The 16,529-nt window shown below is 70.8% G+C and carries 12 protein-coding genes; 4 read left to right on the plus strand and 8 right to left on the minus strand.

Going from position 1 to position 16,529, the window contains the following annotated elements:
* Positions 1-187 precede the first annotated feature (187 nt).
* Together AB0K12_RS18800 and AB0K12_RS18805 are read right to left on the minus strand one after the other, a co-directional pair.
* Positions 188-2,806: a GGDEF domain-containing protein gene (locus tag AB0K12_RS18800; RefSeq protein ID WP_364562219.1), complete on the minus strand. Its 2,619-nt coding sequence runs from the start codon at positions 2,804-2,806 to the stop codon at positions 188-190.
* Between the two features lie 237 nt (positions 2,807-3,043).
* A complete protein-coding gene (locus AB0K12_RS18805; protein WP_364562223.1) occupies positions 3,044-3,862 on the minus strand; it encodes a 2-hydroxyacid dehydrogenase in 819 nt (272 codons plus the stop codon).
* 128 nt (positions 3,863-3,990) lie between these two features.
* Between AB0K12_RS18805 and AB0K12_RS18810 the strand changes: the two genes are divergently transcribed.
* Positions 3,991-5,040: a PQQ-dependent sugar dehydrogenase gene (locus tag AB0K12_RS18810; RefSeq protein WP_364562225.1), complete on the plus strand. Its 1,050-nt coding sequence runs from the start codon at positions 3,991-3,993 to the stop codon at positions 5,038-5,040.
* A gap of 368 nt (positions 5,041-5,408) precedes the next feature.
* Here the strand turns inward: AB0K12_RS18810 and AB0K12_RS18815 are convergent, their stop codons facing one another.
* The 3 genes from AB0K12_RS18815 to AB0K12_RS18825 form a co-directional block, all read right to left on the minus strand.
* Positions 5,409-7,397 (minus strand): VanW family protein, encoded by a 1,989-nt coding sequence (locus AB0K12_RS18815; protein ID WP_364562228.1) that lies wholly within the window; start codon positions 7,395-7,397, stop codon positions 5,409-5,411.
* 92 nt (positions 7,398-7,489) lie between these two features.
* The gene (locus AB0K12_RS18820) at positions 7,490-8,158 is read right to left on the minus strand and encodes a response regulator (protein WP_364562231.1); all 669 of its coding nucleotides are present in this window, start codon (positions 8,156-8,158) and stop codon (positions 7,490-7,492) included.
* Between the two features lie 34 nt (positions 8,159-8,192).
* Positions 8,193-9,767, minus strand: a complete 1,575-nt coding sequence (locus tag AB0K12_RS18825; protein WP_364562235.1) for a sensor histidine kinase — start codon at positions 9,765-9,767, stop codon at positions 8,193-8,195.
* Between the two features lie 138 nt (positions 9,768-9,905).
* Here AB0K12_RS18825 and AB0K12_RS18830 point away from each other — a divergent pair, with 138 nt between their 5' ends.
* From AB0K12_RS18830 to AB0K12_RS18840, 3 genes are read left to right on the plus strand one after another with little or no spacing between them, the layout of a single operon-like run.
* A complete protein-coding gene (locus AB0K12_RS18830) occupies positions 9,906-10,880 on the plus strand; it encodes a tripartite tricarboxylate transporter substrate binding protein (protein WP_364562238.1) in 975 nt (324 codons plus the stop codon).
* Positions 10,880-11,365: a tripartite tricarboxylate transporter TctB family protein gene (locus AB0K12_RS18835; protein WP_364562241.1), complete on the plus strand. Its 486-nt coding sequence runs from the start codon at positions 10,880-10,882 to the stop codon at positions 11,363-11,365. The genes AB0K12_RS18830 and AB0K12_RS18835 overlap by 1 nt, the downstream gene beginning before the upstream one ends.
* A 1-nt stretch (position 11,366) precedes the next feature.
* The gene (locus AB0K12_RS18840) at positions 11,367-12,896 is read left to right on the plus strand and encodes a tripartite tricarboxylate transporter permease (RefSeq protein WP_364562243.1); all 1,530 of its coding nucleotides are present in this window, start codon (positions 11,367-11,369) and stop codon (positions 12,894-12,896) included.
* A 63-nt stretch (positions 12,897-12,959) separates the two neighbouring features.
* Here AB0K12_RS18840 and gatB read toward each other — a convergent pair whose 3' ends face one another.
* The 3 genes from gatB to AB0K12_RS18855 are packed head-to-tail and all read right to left on the minus strand — an operon-like array spanning position 12,960 to position 16,516.
* Entirely contained in the window at positions 12,960-14,447 is a 1,488-nt protein-coding gene (gene gatB, locus AB0K12_RS18845; RefSeq protein WP_364562245.1) for an Asp-tRNA(Asn)/Glu-tRNA(Gln) amidotransferase subunit GatB, read from the minus strand.
* 13 nt (positions 14,448-14,460) lie between these two features.
* A complete protein-coding gene (locus AB0K12_RS18850; RefSeq protein WP_364562247.1) occupies positions 14,461-15,111 on the minus strand; it encodes a DUF4276 family protein in 651 nt (216 codons plus the stop codon).
* Positions 15,104-16,516: an AAA family ATPase gene (locus tag AB0K12_RS18855; protein WP_364562249.1), complete on the minus strand. Its 1,413-nt coding sequence runs from the start codon at positions 16,514-16,516 to the stop codon at positions 15,104-15,106. The genes AB0K12_RS18850 and AB0K12_RS18855 overlap by 8 nt, the downstream gene beginning before the upstream one ends.
* Positions 16,517-16,529: the final 13 nt, after the last annotated feature.

Consider the following 16,529-nt stretch of genomic DNA (forward strand, 5'->3'; position numbering starts at 1 on the left):
GCTACTCGCTTAAGGACATAAAAAATGCCCCTCTCCGCCGGAACGGCGGGTCTGGGGCGGCGCGCAGGTCGTCGTGCTTCGCTATCGGCCTGCGCGCCGGCGAAGTACTACGAGAATCTCACTGCGAAGCATGGCTTACACGATAGCCGCTCCGAACGCCCCAGTGTCAACTTGGTGGACACATGTCTCAAACCGTGAGACTCGTCCGCATCAGCGAGTCGACCCCGCGCGCCGCCATCGGGCGTGCCACCAGGAAGCCCTGCCCCCGCGTGCAGCCCATCTGCTTCAGCAGCTCGAGCTGCTCAGGACGCTCGATCCCCTCGGCCACCACGATAAGCCCCAGGTCGTGCCCCAGCCGCACGATCGTGCGGGTGAGCAGCGTCAGCGTGTCGTCCTTGCCGAGCCCCGACACGAACGACGGGTCGATCTTGATCATGTCGACGGGGAGCTGGCGCAGGAAGGCCAGCGAGGCGTAGCCGGTGCCGAAGTCGTCGATGGCCAGCCGCACGCCCAGCGAGCGCAGCTCCGACAGCCGCTTGATCGTCTCCTCGGCGTCCTCGACCAGCATCTCCTCGATGACTTCGAGCGTGAGCGACGAGGCGGGCAGCCCGCTCTCGCGCAGGGCCTCCTCGACCGTCTCGACGAACCTGGGCGCCATGATCTGCCGGGCCGACAGGTTCAGCGACAGCCCGATGTCCCACGACGAGGCCCGCCAGGCCGCCACCTCCCTGCACGACTCGCGCAGGATCCACTCGCTGAGCGGCACGATCAGCCCGGTGTCCTCGGCCGGGCCGAGGAACTGCTCCGGCGGCACGAACACCGAGCCGCGCCACCACCGCACCAGGGCCTCCACCGCGGTCACCCGCGACGTGGCCAAATCGACCACCGGCTGGTACTCGATGGCGAACTGCTGCTCGATCAGCGCCCGCTGCAGGTCGGCCGCCAGCTCAAGGCGGCGTACGACGTCGGCGTGCATCTGCGCGGCGAACACCTCGACCCGGCGACCGCCCAGCTCTTTGGAGCGCGCCATGGCCACATCGGCGTTGCGCATCAGGTCGCCGGCCGGCATGCCGTCCTCGGTGAAGGCCACCCCGACGCTCGCCGTCAGCGCCACGTCGCGGTCGGCGACGCGGAACGGCTCCTGCGAGACCGCCCTGACCAGCCGCTCGGCGAGATCGACCGCCACCTGCGCGTCTCCGCCGGTCTCCACCAGCACCGCGAACTCGTCGCCGCCCCACCGGGCCAGCGTGTCGTCCGCGCGTACGGCGCCGCGCAGCCGCCTGGCCGCCTGGCCGAGCAGGTAGTCGCCACTGGCGTGCCCGACCGAGTCGTTGACCGAGGTGAACCCGTCGAGATCGAGGAAGATCACCGCGACGTTGCCCGACGTGCGCCCCGACAGCACCTCCCTGGTGCGCTCCTCGAAGTAGGCGCGGTTGGGCAGCCCCGTCACGCCGTCGTGGAAGGTCAGGTGGGCCACCTGGTTGCGCAGCGCCTCCTCGTCGCTCACGTCGCGCGTGGTGACCAGCAGCAGGTCGTCGCCGCCGACCTGGCGGGTGGCCACCGACTCGGTGGGCCGCCAGGTGCCGTCGGCCGCGCGGACGCGGCAGGCGATCAGGCAGGCGCCCGGCGCCGCCGGCTCGTCGTCGAGGGTCAGGGCGCGCATGGCGACCTGGATGCCCGGCACGTCCTCCGGGTGGATGTAGTCGAAGATCGAGCCGCCCACGACGTCGGCGGGCGCGTAGCCGTACGTCGCCTCGACGCCGGCGCCGATCTCGCGGACGACGCCCTCGTAGTCGCAGGTGAACACCACGTCGCCGGTGCTCTCCGCGAGGTCCATGAGCTGGCGGCGGCCCAGCTTGACCTGGGCGCGCAGGCGTACGTTGGTGGCCGCGAGCACGAACAGGCGGACCAGCAGGAGCAGCACGACCGACGCCTCCAGCGCCGCGACGCCCGCGACCGGCGGCTCCGGGCGGCTGCCCATCTGGTGGATCAGCATCGTGAAGACCGCCACCGCGACCAGCGCGAGCGGCGCCAGGCTGACCGCGTGGCCGATGGCCGGCCGGGTCGCCGCCCTGCCCTTCGGGCCCCACGGCACCGCGGCGAGCAGCAGGAACGCGACCGGCGCGAGCATGACGCTCCACAGCTGCGGCTCGCCTTCGAGCAGCCGGCCCACGGCGGAGCCCACCCCCGCCACCGTCATGGTGGCCAGCACGCCCAGCCCCGCCAGGCCGAGCAGCCAGGACGGCGACTTGCTGGTGACCACCGACGGGATCATGGAGCAGGTCACCAGCAGCGCGATCATCGGCGGCAGCAGGGCCAGGGTGAACCCGACCGGGTCGGCGGAGTCGGCGTAGACGTGCCGCAGCGCCATCACCCAGCCGATGAGAAAAAGCGCGACGGCGCACAGGTAGGAGTCCGTGAGCTGCCGTAAAGCCGTCCTGGCCGGAAACCTGCGGTCGGCGGCGATCAGCGCGCCGCCGGCCGTGACCACGGTGCCGAGCAGGACGAACATGTCCGCGAAGTTGACGACGAAGCCGTCGGCGAACGGCCGCAGCGTGACGCCCGCGGCCCAGATGACCGCGCCGCCGCCCATCCAGCGGGCGCCCGCCGCCGAGGGGCGGTGCGTGGCGACCTGTCGTACCGAGGCGATCAGCAGGGAGGCGGCGGCGATCAGCGCCGCGAGCCCACCGGCGATCGCGCCGGTGATCGTGGCAGGGGTCTGCGCCAGGAGGACGGCGGCGAACGCCACCGCGCCTGCCACCGCCGCGGCGGCCGGCGGCACCCGTGGATCACGCCAGCGGATCACAGTCGTTGCCCATCCCGTCTCGAACTCTGCACCCGCGACCGCCGAAGCCCGGCCGATCACCTTTGCCAGTGTGTGCGGTCGAAGGTGCGCGGGTGGTGACAACGCCGATGTCGTCACCGATCTGATAACCAGACAGACCAATTGCCGCCAAGAGTTCCTTGACAGTGAGTCAGGAACTCCCTGCAAACGTAACCGTACGCACCGAAGGTCACGGACCAGCCACGTTCCGGGATCCTCTCAGTACGCGTCGGTTATGACGTTGACCAGGTCTTCGCCGGCGAGGTAGCGCTCCAGCTGAGCCCGGATGAGACGCAGTGTCCGCCGCTCGGACGCGGGGGTGCTGCCCGCGATGTGCGGCGTGATCAACACGCCCGGCGCGCTCCAGAGGGGGTGGCCCTCGGGCAGCGGCTCGGGCGCGGTCACGTCGAGCGCGGCGCGCAGCCGGCCCGTCTTCAGCTCCGCGAGGAGGGCGTCGGTGTCGACGATCCCGCCCCTGGCCGCGTTGACCAGCACGGCGCCGTCCTTCATGCGTGCGAGGAACGAGGAGTCGACCATGCCGGCGGTGTCGGGGGTGGCCGGGACCAGCAGGACCACCACGTCCGCCTCGGGCAGCAGGGCGGGCAGCTCGTCCATGGCGTGCACGCCGTCGCGAGCCCGCCTCGCCACCCTGACGACCTCCACCTCGAACCCCTCCAGCCGGCGCTCCAGCGCCGACCCGATCGAGCCGTGGCCGACGATCAGCACGCGCGAGTCGGCCAGCACGCCGGTGTGGTGGTAGGTCCACTCGCCCCTGCGCTGCGCGTCCACGAAGCCGGGGAACTCCCTGAGCACCGCGATCATCGCGCCCACCGCCCACTCGGCGGTGCCCGCGTCGTGCACGCCGCGCGCGTTGCACAGCACCGCGCCCTCCGGCATGTGCGGACGGTACGGCTCCACGCCCGCCGTCACCGTCTGCACCAGCCGCAACGACGTCATCCTCGCCAGCGTCCCCGGCACGTCGGGCACGGTCACCAGGGGCGGCACCCACACCTCGACGTCCTCCACGCCGTCCGGCATCGGAATTTTGCTGTGGTAAACGGCGCATTCGACGCCGGGGAGGTCGGAAAGTGCAGCTGCCACCGAATCGGACGGAACCCAGGTCTTCATGCCGAGAACCTTACGACTCCGGGGGCAGGATGGAACACATGAGGAAGCTCTGGACGATCATGCTGCTGGCCGTCCTGACCGCGTGCTCCGCGGGTGACGGCGAGGTGCCGCCCACGGCCGCGGTGTCCGCTGCCGCCGCTCCCGGCGAGCCGAAGGACGTCGCGACCGGGCTGTCCGTGCCGTGGGGGATCGCGTACCTGCCGGGTGGCGACGCGCTCGTCACCGAGCGCGACACCGCCCGGCTGCTCCGCGTCACGCCCGCCGGCCGGGTCACCGAGCTGGCCACCGTCCGGGAGGCGCGGCCCGACGGCGAGGGCGGGCTGATGGGCGTCGCCGTCAAGGACGACCAGGTCTTCCTGTACTACACCGCCGAGACCGGCAACCGCGTCGTGCGCTACCGCCTCGCCGGCGACGCGCTCACCGACGAGCACCTGCTCGTCCGCGACATCCCGAAGGGCGGCATCCACAACGGCGGCCGGCTCGCGTTCGGGCCCGACGGCCACCTGTACGCCACCACCGGCGAGGTCGGGGACGGCGACCTCGCGCAGCAGCGCGACTCGCTCGGAGGCAAGATCCTGCGCATGACCGTGGACGGGGCTCCCGCGCCCGGCAACCCGTTCGGCACCCTCGTCTACAGCTACGGCCACCGCAACGTCCAGGGCCTCGCCTGGGACCCGTCCGGGCGGCTCTACGCCTCGGAGTTCGGCGCGAACACGTGGGACGAGGTGAACCTGATCAGGCCCGGCGGCAACTACGGCTGGCCCGAGGTCGAAGGCCGCGGCTCCGACCGGCGCTACATCAACCCGATCCTGACCTGGCCCACCTCGGACGCCTCCCCCTCGGGCATGGCCTACGCCAACGGCTCGCTGTGGGTCGGCGCCCTGCGCGGCGCGCGTCTGTGGCAGATCCCGCTGAGCCAGGACGGCTCCGCCGGCACCCCGGCCGCCCACTTCACCGACCGTTATGGCCGCCTCCGCGCGGTAGCGTCGGCCCCGGACGGCACCCTGTGGATAGGCACCAGCAACAAGGACGGCCGCGGCTCCCCGAACCCCGGCGACGACCGCCTCATGACCCTGACCCCCTCCTGACCCGGACCCCTGGTCCTTCGGGCTCGTCAACGACGGTCCAGACCGAGCAACTCCGAGACCGTGACGAATCGGTACGACCTGAGAGCCGACGACGAAGAACGTCGCGCGAACGCGCTGCTCGGCGAGCCGGCTGGAAGGTGCGGACGTCCATCAGCTCGTACAGGCCCATCGGCCCAAGGAGGAGGATGGCGAGAAGGGCCACGACAAGCTTGAGCCATCTTCTCCGCACGGGTGGACGGCGGCGCCCCGCCCGGTCCCACTCCTCCGAAGAACCTCAGCCCGCGCCACCCGGCCGGACGATCCTGCGCAAGGTGCCACTCACCCGAAGGACCTCAGCCCTTCCGGAACTGAGGTCCTCCCATACGCCGTTAGCGGGTGCAGACGGTTTGGGGGCGGGGGCGGTACTTGGTGGTGACCTTCTTGTCCTTCTTCAGGATCTCGCCGTCCTTGTGGAAGACGCGGGTCACGTCGACGGTGAAGCCCTGTTCGCCCGTTGTCGGGACGCAATCCGGGGCGGAGCTCACCTCGCGGCGGAACGGGGTGAAGGCGCGCCGTTCCGACTCCACGGCCTCGATCTTGTCATAGCGCTTGACGCCCCACAGCGTGACGGTCACCGACGTCGGCGTGGACGCGGTCTTGATGAGGACCCCGTTCTCCGAGTCGTTGCGCCACTTCAGGTCGGGCTCCGGGTAGAGCAGGGTCGCGTCGCGGCCGACGGGGTAGCTCGAGGAGAAGTGGTCCAGGGGCTGGTGCTCGACGTCGTCGAACCCGGCGAAGTACGCCGCATTGTACATGGTGGTGGCGAACTGCGCCCCGCCTCCGCCGACGACGTTGACCATGCGCCCGCCGACGACCTGCCCGGCCTGGACGTACCCGTCCTCGACGGTCCGCTCCCCGAGCGCGTCGTTGAGCGAGAACGTCTCGCCCGGCCTGACCACGTACCCGTCGAGCTTCTGCGCCATGCGCTGGATGTTCGTGACGCGCGGCTGGCAGCAGTCGAACGTCGTGGTGAACGACGCCGCGATCTCCTTGATGCCGAGCCCCTCGATGCGGGAGGTCTCGACGGTCGGCGCGACGGTGCCGAGCCGGACCGCGACGACCCGGCTGCCGCCCTGGTCGAAGACCTTCTCGGCGTCCCTGGCGAGCAGCTTGTCGTTGACCCCCCGCCCGGGCCGCGAGGGCACGAGGACGGGCCTGCCGTTGACGATCTCGTACGTGGCGTCACGCGGCTGCTGCGCCGCGTCCACCAGGTTGCCCTCGACCTGTTCGAGCACGGCCTTGGCGTTGAACTGGGGCACGAGCCGCCCTTCGCCGTCCACGCCGTACGTGAGGTTCGCGGCGATCATGGCCGGCGGGATCTGCACCTGCTTGGGCCCGAGCGTGAGCGTCAGCGGCGCGGCGACGGCGGCCCTGGCCTTGGTCAGCGCCTCTTCGACGGCCCCCGAGCTGGTGACGGGCTTGGCCGGCCGGAGGGTGAGCACGACGGACCCGCCGCCGCTGAGGAAGGCGTCGCCGATCCTGCGTACGGCGTCCTCGCGGTCGAGCAGCACCCCGTTCGCCGGTGTCCGGGCCTGGGGCTCCAGCCCCGAGTAGGTGATGCGCCCCTCACGGGCGGGCTTGTCGACGGACCCGGCGAGCCCTTCGACGGTCCGCGTGAGCTGGGCGGCGTCCAGGGTGATCTTCGGCGGCAGGTCGGTGGTGCCGGTGAGCCCCCGCCAGACCTCCTCAGGCGTGGGAAACCCGCTGGGCGCCTGGCCGATGGTGCCGACGACGTCGAGTTCGAGCCCGGCCTCGTCGGGCTGGATCGTCTCCTTCTGCCCGCCGATGTCGGCGATGACGGGCTTGCTGAGCTTGCTGGCCAGCTCGGCACGCAGCTTGTCCGCGGCCTTGGTCACCGTCAGCCCGCCGATGTCGACCCCGGCGACCCGGGTGCCGCGCAGCACGGAGCCGGACATGAGCACGGCCGGCACCACGTAGGCGAGCGCGGCCAGGATCACGACCAGCGAGACGATCGCGGGCAGCAGCCGGCGACGGCGGGGCGGCTCCGGCTCGTACGACGACGGGCGCTGCGGCGTCCCGAAGACGGGCGCGGGTTGCGCGGGCTCCTTCTCGGAGGCCATGGGCCAGGGCTGGGCCGGCGGAGCGGCCGGTGGCAGCCCGCCGTTGCCCGGCGTACCGCCCGCGGCGCTCGGGCCTTGGGCCGGTCGGGGCTCCTGACGTTCCGGCGGGCCGAAGATGTCGCGGGAGACCCCGGGGGGCAGCCCTTCGATCCGCGGCTTCCTGGAGACGCCCGACGTGGGTAAGGGCACCGAGGCGAACGGGTCGGTCGGTGATTCGATCGGTCCGGCGTTTCGCACGCCTCAATCTCCTCCCGGTCCGCAGCCAAGTCTCAGGCAACAGTAAGGCACGCAGATCCGCATATGTCACGGGAAATGGCTACGGAAGTGTGTCAACCTAGCCACCGGTAGCGATGTTCGGGCCGTCCAGCGGTGCCGTAACGGGGCCGCAACTCGGCCTGGCCGACCGCGCACAGGTGCTCCAGATAGCGCCGGGCGCTGACCCGCGACAGGCCCGTGAGCTCGGCGGCCTCGGCCGCGGACAGGTCGCCGCCGGCCTCCCGCAGCGTGTCGGCGACCAGCGCGCAGGTGGCCGGCGACAGCCCCTTGGGCATGGGGGCGGCGGACGGCAGGACGCCGAAGAGGCGGTCCACGTCGTCCTGGCGCGCCTCGGGGCCGATGGCGGTCAGGCGTTCGCGGGTGGCGGCGTACTGGCGCAGGCGCTCGGTCAGTGCGGCGGCGGTGAACGGCTTGATGAGGTAGTTGACCGCCCCGCCCCGCATGGCCTCCCTGACCGTGGGCACGTCACGGGCGGCGCTGATCATGAGGACGTCCACGTCGTGCAGCGCCTTGAGCACCTCCAGGCCCGACATGTCGGGCAGGTAGATGTCGAGCAGCACCAGGTCGGGCCGCAGCTCCCTCGCGGCGGCGAGCGCGTCGGCGCCGCTGTGGGCGACCGAGACCACCTCGAAGCCGGGCACGCGGCGCACGTAGCCGCTGTGGATGCGGGCCACCATGAAGTCGTCGTCCACCACGAGGACGCGGATGTCCCGATCGGTCATGAGACCGCCCTCGCAGGAAGCAGCGTGCGGCCGCTCACGAGGCGGCCCTCGCCGGGAGCAGGGCGGTGAAGACCGCGCCGCCGCTGTTGCGTACCCGCACCCACCCGCCCCGGCGCAGGCACGCCTGCCGGGTGAGCGCCAGCCCCAGCCCGCGCGGCCCCGAATGGGCGGCCTTGGTGGTGAAGCCCTCCCTGAAGACCTCCCCCACCAGCTCGGGCGCGATGCCGGGGCCCGAGTCGCCGACCCGCACGTGTAAGCCGTCCGCGTCGGCCCGTACCGAGACCTCGATCGTGCCCTCCGCGCCGTCGAGCGCGTCGATGGCGTTGGCGACCAGGTTGCCGACCACCAGGACCGCGTCGCGCGGGTCGCCGAGCACGCCCTCGGGCACCGAGGAGTCGCCGGAGAGCACGAGCCTGGCCCCGCGCTCGGCCGCCTCGGCCGACTTGGCCATGAGCAAGGCCGCGAGGGTCGGGTCCTGGACGCGTTCGCGCAGGTCGATGGCGTTGGTGTGGTGGGTGCTGCGGGTGATGAAGCCGATCGCGGCCTCGTGCTCGCCGAGTTCGAGGAGGCCGACCACGGTGTGCATGCGGTTGGCGAACTCGTGCGCCTGCGCCCGCAGCGCGTCCGTGGCGCTGCTGGTGTCGTCCAGCTCGCGGGCCAGGCGGACCAGCTCCGTACGGTCGCGCAGGGTGACCACCCAGCCGAGCTGGCGGCCGCGTACCCAGACGGGGGTGCGGTTGAGCACCAGCACCCGCTCGCCGTGCAGCACGACGCGGTCCTCGCCGGGGTCGGCGCCGCCGAGCACGTCCCGCATGCGGTCGGAGACGGCCATCCTGGTGAGGTCCTCGCCGACGTCGCCGAGCAGCTCGCGGGCGGCGTCGTTGACCAGCGTGACGCGCCCGTCCATGTCGAGGGCGAGCACGCCCTCCTTGACGCCGTGCAGCACGCCCTCGCGCTGCTCGAGCAGCGCGCCGATCTCGCGCGGCTCCAGCCCGAACGTCTGCCTGCGCACCCGCGCCGTGATGAACGCCGCCAGCGCCAGCCCCGCGAGCAGCACCGCCAGGGCGGTCCAGATGAGCGGCGGCAGGGCGTCGGAGAGCTGGCTGATGACCGTGGTCTCCAGCACGCCGACGGAGACCAGGCCGATGATCTCGCCGTACTCGTCCCTGATGGGCGTCTTGCCCCTGACCGTGGTGCCGATCGTGCCCGTCTCGGTGCCGACCCAGCTCCTGCCGGTCCGCAGGACCGTGCTGCCGTCGGTCGACAACCGCTTGCCGATCAGCGAGGCGTTGGGGTGGGCGTAGCGCCGCTGGGCGGTGTTGGCGATCACCACGTAGTCGGCGCCGGTCTCCTGCTGCACGCTCATCGCCAGCGGCTGCAGCACGCTCTCCGGGTGCTCCAGCTCGAACGCCTCGCGTACCTGCGGCAGCGCGGCCACCGACTGCGCGATCGCCAGGGCGCGCTGCTCGTGCAGCGCGTCCAGCTGGTCGCGGGTGTGCTCCGCCCACACGCCTGCCGTGCCCCCGACGGCGAGCAGCACGATCACCATCTGGAGCGCGAACAGCTGGGTCCCGAGGGAGGCGTCACGAACCCGTCTCACCCTGCACATGGAAACAAACGGAGGTCACGTCCGGGTCGCGACCAATACGACCACTACGACGGCAACCACGCAAAGGCTCGACGCCGGCGGGGAACGGACCTCACCATGCCAGTCCTGACGACTGTGAGATCCCCCCTTGGAGTGATCATGCGCTTGCGCGTATTCGCCGCCCTCGCGGCACTCTCCCTCGGCGCGCTGACGGCCTGCGGCGACACGGGCGGCGGCGGCACGTCCGCGAACGCCACGCTGCGCATCATGGCCCCCGCCGCGCCGGGCGGAGGCTGGGACCAGACCTCCCGCGTGGCCGAGCAGGCGCTCAAGGCCGCCGACCCGCAGCGCAAGGTCGAGGTGTACAACGTGCCGGGCGCCGGCGGCACGATCGGCCTGGCCCAGCTCGCCGGCGAGAAGGGCAACGGCAACCTGCTGATGACGATGGGCCTGGTCATGGTGGGCGCCATCGAGCAGAACAAGTCGAAGGTCTCGCTGGCCGAGACCACGCCCATCGCCAAGCTGACCGAGGAGTACGAGATCGTCGTCGTCCCGGCCGAGTCCCCGTTCAAGTCGCTGGCCGACATGGTCGCGGCCTGGAAGGCCGACCCGGCGAAGGTGTCGATCTCGGGCGGCTCGGCGGGCGGCACCGACCACATCGTGGCCGGCCTGATGGCCAAGGCCGCCGGCGTCGACCCCAAGCAGGTCAACTACATCGCGCACTCCGGCGGCGGCGAGGCGCTGAACGAGCTGCTCGGCAACAAGGTCAGCGCCGGCATCTCGGGAGTGGGCGAGTTCGCCGAGCACGTGAAGTCCGGCAAGCTGCGGGCGCTGGGCGTCACCTCCGGCGAGCGGCTGCCCGACCTGGACGCCCCCACGCTGAAGGAGGCCGGCCTCGACGTCGAGCTGTCCAACTGGCGCGGCTTCGTGGCCCCCGCCGGGCTCTCCGACGCCGACAAGCAGGCCCTGACCGACCTGGTCACCAAGATGCACGACGCGCAGCCGTGGAAGGACGCGGTGGCCAAGAACGGCTGGATCGACTCCTTCCAGACCGGGCAGCAGTTCGCCGACTACCTCGCCGCCGAGCAGACCCGGGTCAAGGGCATCATCGCCGAGATGGGGCTCGTCTCCTGATGGCTCGACGGTGGCGGCCCGAGCTCGGGCTGGCGGTCGTGGTGCTGGTGCTGGGCGTGCTCGTCGTGGTCGGCACGCTCGACGTGTCGGCCGCGGCCTCCCAGCTCGGCCTCGGGCCGCGCTTCTTCCCCATGCTGGTGGGCGGCACGATGGTGGTGATCGGCCTGTTCTACGTGGCCGACGTGCTGCGCGGCGGCCACGCCGACCCCGAGGAGAGCGAGGACGTGGACGCCGACGCGCCCACCGACTGGCGCAGCCTCGGCCTGGTCAGCGGCATCTTCCTGGCCTTCGCCGCACTGCTGAACGTGCTCGGCTGGATCATCGGCGCGAGCCTGCTGTTCTTCGGCCTGTCCGTCGCGCTCGGGGCCGGGCACAAGCTGCGCGCGGCCGGGATCGCGGTGGTCATGGGGGTGGCGACGTACCTGCTGTTCGTCAAGGGGCTCGGCGTGTCGCTTCCGGGCGGGCCGCTGGAGGGGCTGATCTGAGGTGACCTCGTTCCAGCTCCTGCTCGACGGCTTCGCCGCCGCCCTCACCCCCGTCAACCTCCTGTACGCGCTCATCGGCGTCACCCTCGGCACCCTCGTCGGCGTGCTGCCCGGCATCGGGCCCGCGATGACCGTGGCGCTGCTGCTGCCGATCACCTTCACGGTGCCGCCGACCAGCGCGTTCATCATGTTCGCCGGCATCTACTACGGCGGCATGTACGGCGGCTCGACCACCTCCATCCTGCTCAACACGCCGGGCGAGTCCTCCTCGATGATCACGGCGCTGGAGGGCAACAAGATGGCCAGGCGCGGGCGGGCGGCGCAGGCCCTCGCCACCGCGGCCATCGGCTCGTTCGTGGCGGGGACGATCGCCACGGCGCTGCTCGTCGTGGCGGCGCCCGCGGTGGTGGCCTTCGCGATCTCCTTCGGGCCCGAGGACTACTTCGCGCTGGCCATCCTCGCCTTCACGGCCGTGTCCTCCGTACTGTCCCGCTCGATCGTGCGCGGCCTCGCCTCGCTCGGCCTCGGCCTGGTGATCGGGCTGATCGGCATCGACCAGCAGACCGGGCAGGCGCGGCTCACGCTGGGCATCCCGCAGCTGCTCGACGGCATCGACGTGGTGATCGTCGCGGTCGGCCTGTTCGCCCTGGGCGAGGCCCTGTACGTCGCCTCCCGCCTGCGGCACGCCCCTCCCGAGGTGGTGCCGGTCGGCCGGGCCTGGATGGGACGCTCCGACTGGCGGCGCTCGTGGCTGCCGTGGCTGCGCGGCACCGCCCTGGGCTTCCCGTTCGGCGCGCTGCCGGGCGGTGGCGCCGAGATCCCGACCTTCCTGTCGTACGCGGCCGAGAAGCGCCTGGCCAAGGGCGTCGCCAAGGAGGAGTACGGCAAGGGCGCCATCGAGGGGGTCGCCGGGCCAGAGGCGGCCAACAACGCCTCCGCGGCCGGCACCCTGGTCCCGCTGCTCACGCTGGGCCTGCCGACGTCCGCCACGGCCGCGATCATGCTGGCCGCCTTCCAGCAGTACGGCCTCCAGCCGGGGCCGCAGCTCTTCGACCACAACCCGGCGCTGGTGTGGGGCATGATCGCGTCGCTGTTCGTCGGCAACGTGATGCTGCTGGTGCTCAACCTGCCGCTGGCGCCGCTGTGGGCGCGCATCCTGCGGATCCCCCGCCCGTACCTGTACGCCGGGATCGTGCTGTTCGCCGCGCTCGGCGTCTACGCCCTGAACGCCACGATCGTGGACCTCTTCGTCCTGTACGTCCTGGGCCTGCTCGGCTACGCCATGCGCCGCTTCGGCCTGCCGGTCGCGCCCGCGGTGATCGGGATGATCCTGGGCCCGATGGCCGAGATCCAGCTCCGCCGCGCCCTGGCCATCGGCGCGGGGGACGTGACCGTCCTGATCCGCAGCCCGGTCGCCGTCGCCCTGCTGCTTCTCTCCGTACTCGCCCTCCTGACCCCCCTCTTCAGGACCTGGTACGCCCGCCGCGCCAGAAACAGGACCGACGCGGACACGACCAGCGCTCGCCCCTGACAGGAACAGGGCCGGACACGCCAGGAGGGCCCCGCCGACGTTGCGGGGCCCTCCTGGCAAGGGTCACTCCTGGACGCCGAGCTTCTCCAGGATGAGCTGCCGGGCCCTGGCCGCGTCGGCCTTGCCCCTGCTGGCCTTCATGACGCCACCGACCAGCGCACCGGCGGCGGCGACCTTCCCGGAGCGGACCTTGTCGGCCGCGTCGGCGTTGTCGGCGATCACCTGGTCGATGATCGCGGACAGCTCGCCCTCGTCGTTGACGATGCGCAGCCCGCGCCGCTCGACGACCTCGTCGGGCGTGCCCTCGCCGGCCATGACGCCTTCGAGCACCTCACGCGCCAGCTTGTCGTTGAGCGCGCCGGAGGCGACCAGCTCGGTCACCCGGGCGATCTGCTCGGGCGTGATCGGCAGGTCGGCGAGCGCGACGGCGTTCTCGTTGGCCCGCCGCGCCAGCTCGCCCATCCACCACTTGCGCGCGTCGGCCGCCGGCGCGCCGGCCGCGACCGTGGCCTCGACCAGCTCGATCGCGTCGGCGTTGTGCATGGCCTGCATGTCGAGGTCGGACAGGCCCCACTCGGTCTGCAACCGCTTGCGCTTGACCGACGGCAGCTCGGGCAGCGCGGCCTTGAGCTCGGCCACCCACGCCGTGTCGGGCGCGATCGGCACCAGGTCGGGCTCGGGGAAGTAGCGGTAGTCCTGCGCCTCTTCCTTGGACCGGCCGGATGTGGTGGTGCCGGTGTCCTCGTGGAAGTGGCGGGTCTCCTGGATGATCTTCCCGCCGTCGGCCAGCACCGCCGCCTGACGCTCGATCTCACTCCGCACGGCCCGCTCGACGCTGCGCAGCGAGTTGACGTTCTTGGTCTCCGTACGGGTGCCCCACTCGGACGAGCCGCGCGGCATCAGCGAGACGTTGACGTCGCAGCGCAGCGAGCCCTCCTCCATGCGCACGTCGGAGACGCCCAGCGAGCGCATGATCTCGCGCAGCTCGGTGACGTACGCCTTGGCGACCTCGGGCGCGAGCCGGTCGGTGCCGGGGATGGGCTTGGTGACGATCTCGACCAGCGGGATGCCGGCGCGGTTGTAGTCGACGATCGAGTAGTCGGCCCCGTGGATGCGCCCGGTGGCGCCGCCCACGTGGGTGGACTTGCCGGTGTCCTCCTCCAGGTGCACCCGCTCGATGCCGATCCTGATCGTCTGGCCGCCGACCTCGACGTCGAGGTAGCCGTCGAAGCAGAGCGGCTCGTCGTACTGGGAGATCTGGTAGTTCTTCGGCATGTCCGGATAGAAGTAGTTCTTCCGGGCGAAGCGGCACCACTCGGCGATCGAGCAGTTCAGCGCCAGGCCGATGCGGATCGTCGACTCGATGGCCTGCGCGTTGGCCACCGGCAACGCCCCGGGGAGCGCCAGGCAGGTGGGGCAGACCTGCGTGTTGGGCGGAGCGCCGAAGGTCGTCTTGCAGCCGCAGAACATCTTCGACTTGGTGCCCAGCTCGACATGCGTCTCAAGGCCGAGCACCGGCTCGAAGCGCTCGAGCGCTTCGTCGTACGGCATCGTTCCTGCTGTGTCAATCACGGATCAACCTCAGTTCTTTCAGAGCCTCGCACGTCTCGGTGACCCACAGACGATACGAGGGCACGCTTTCCAGGTAGTGCAGGCTCATCGTTTCGGCGATGTGCGTCAGGTAGTCACTCGCCTCACGTCCCGCCCGCCTGCGGCGCCTGCCGGTAGCGACGATGTCCTTCAACGTCCGTTTCGGATCGGACAGGCATTCCACCCGTGACAGTCGATCCCCTTCGAAGACGTCTTTGGCGTTCCATGCCGACCCCGCCACATAGCGCAGGACCTCCGGATCGCTCAGCGCCCAGCTTTCCATCTCGCGAACCGGAACCACTCTCACCAGCGGACGCTCCAGCCGGTGCCTCTCCCATGCCTCCTGTAAGGGGGCCCAGTATTTCTTCTCCTCGCGCTCCGGCGCCGCCGAACCGTCGTAGTGGTAGAAGAGCAATGTCATCCCTGCAACCGCCGCTCGGGCGGCCCTGCACACGGCGTCATGCCGAGTTTCCCGGTCCTGTACGGACAATCGCAGGACCTGCACAGGCGCCACACCAAGGTGGTGCGGCAGACAGACGCGGTCGAGGGCACGTTCGAGCAACACCGGCAGGAAGTCGTAGTCGGAGTTGCCCTCGGCGGTCAAAAAGGCGTTGACCTCAATCACGAGCGCCCTCCAGCAACTGCCGCGCCTCCTCTTCCGAGATGGCCGCGAAAGCACGCCACTCGGGCTCAGGCACTACTAGACCGACCTCGTCAAGGGGTGGCGTCCCACCGGGAGAGACCGGCGCCAAGTGGCGGGCACGTGAGACCCGGCTCCTGACGCCCGGCTCGCCGGGCTCCGGCACCGTGATCCAGTCCATGACCAGAAGTGCCTCGCGGTCATCGAAGGCCACGAGCATCAGCGGCGAGTGGCTGCTCATGATGAGCTGGGCGAGAGGCTCTTCCTCCGTTGCGTCCCCGGTGGGATCCGTGACGAGTTTCCTCAGATGACGGACGAGCTCCCGCAGCCGCTGCGGATAGATGCCGTTCTCAGGCTCCTCGAAGCAGATCAGTCCGCGATGAGCGGGATCGTAGAGCGCCGCGAGCAACGCCAGAACCCGCAACGTGCCGTCCGAGGCGACCCGGGCGCTCACCCTGCCCTCGTCCCGGGTGCGGAGATAAATCTCCCACTGCTCCTTGGCGGCGTTCTCCTCCACCTCGATGCCGGCGAAGCCGCGGACGATGCGTGCCATGTCCGTCGCGATCTCATTCAGCGAGCTGCCGTACTCGTCGGCGGTCGTCTGCTCGATCCTGCGCAGGACCTTGGCGAGGTTCGCCCCGCTCGGATCGAGCTGCTCTCCCCTCTGATGGCGTGAGCTGGGCATACGGAGGGAGGCCGGGTCCAGCTGGAGGAACCGCCACGACGCGATCTCCCTCCTGAGCGCGTACAGAAGAGGGAACTCTCCCGCCGACGTGATGCTCGAGAGGACGGTGGCCTCCGCCGCATGAGCGGCCAGCTCGCGCTTACGCCCTTGCCGTCCTTCTTGCGCGATGCGGAAGACCTGACGGCCTGCGTCGTCCACAGTCGTCTCGAGCAGCGGCGACTGTCGCTTGTAACGGAGGAAGGTGGACCGAAAGCCCCTTCCTACCCGCTGCCGCCGGGCCCAGATATCGTCGGCTGCCCTGATCGGCCAGGCTTCTTCCCTGGCCACGTAGGGCCGCACGAACCCATCCTCGCTCTGACGCTGCACGATCTCCAGTTCGTAGCGGATGCGGGTGTGGGACACTTCGAACTCCGCGCCGAACTGGTCCACCACCTTGGGGTCCAAAAGGACCTCGACCGCGAACGTCATGCGGTCCACCACCTGGCCGTCCCCGCGCCGTCTGAACAGCTCACCCAAGTCGCCTCTGGCCGCCGCAAAGGCGTCGTAGAGGCCGGCGGTGTCGACGAGTCGGCGAAGCAGCTGGATCCCATCGAACAAGTTGGACTTGCCACTGGCGTTCGCACCAATGACGACGAGGAACGGCGGCACGTCGAGCTTGAATCGCGCGAACGATTTGAACCCGTCGATCTCGATGCGCGTGAGCACGCCGCCGTCCCTC

It is taken from the genome of Nonomuraea sp. NPDC049419 (genome assembly GCF_040676995.1).
GTDB classification, from domain to species: domain Bacteria; phylum Actinomycetota; class Actinomycetes; order Streptosporangiales; family Streptosporangiaceae; genus Nonomuraea; species Nonomuraea salmonea.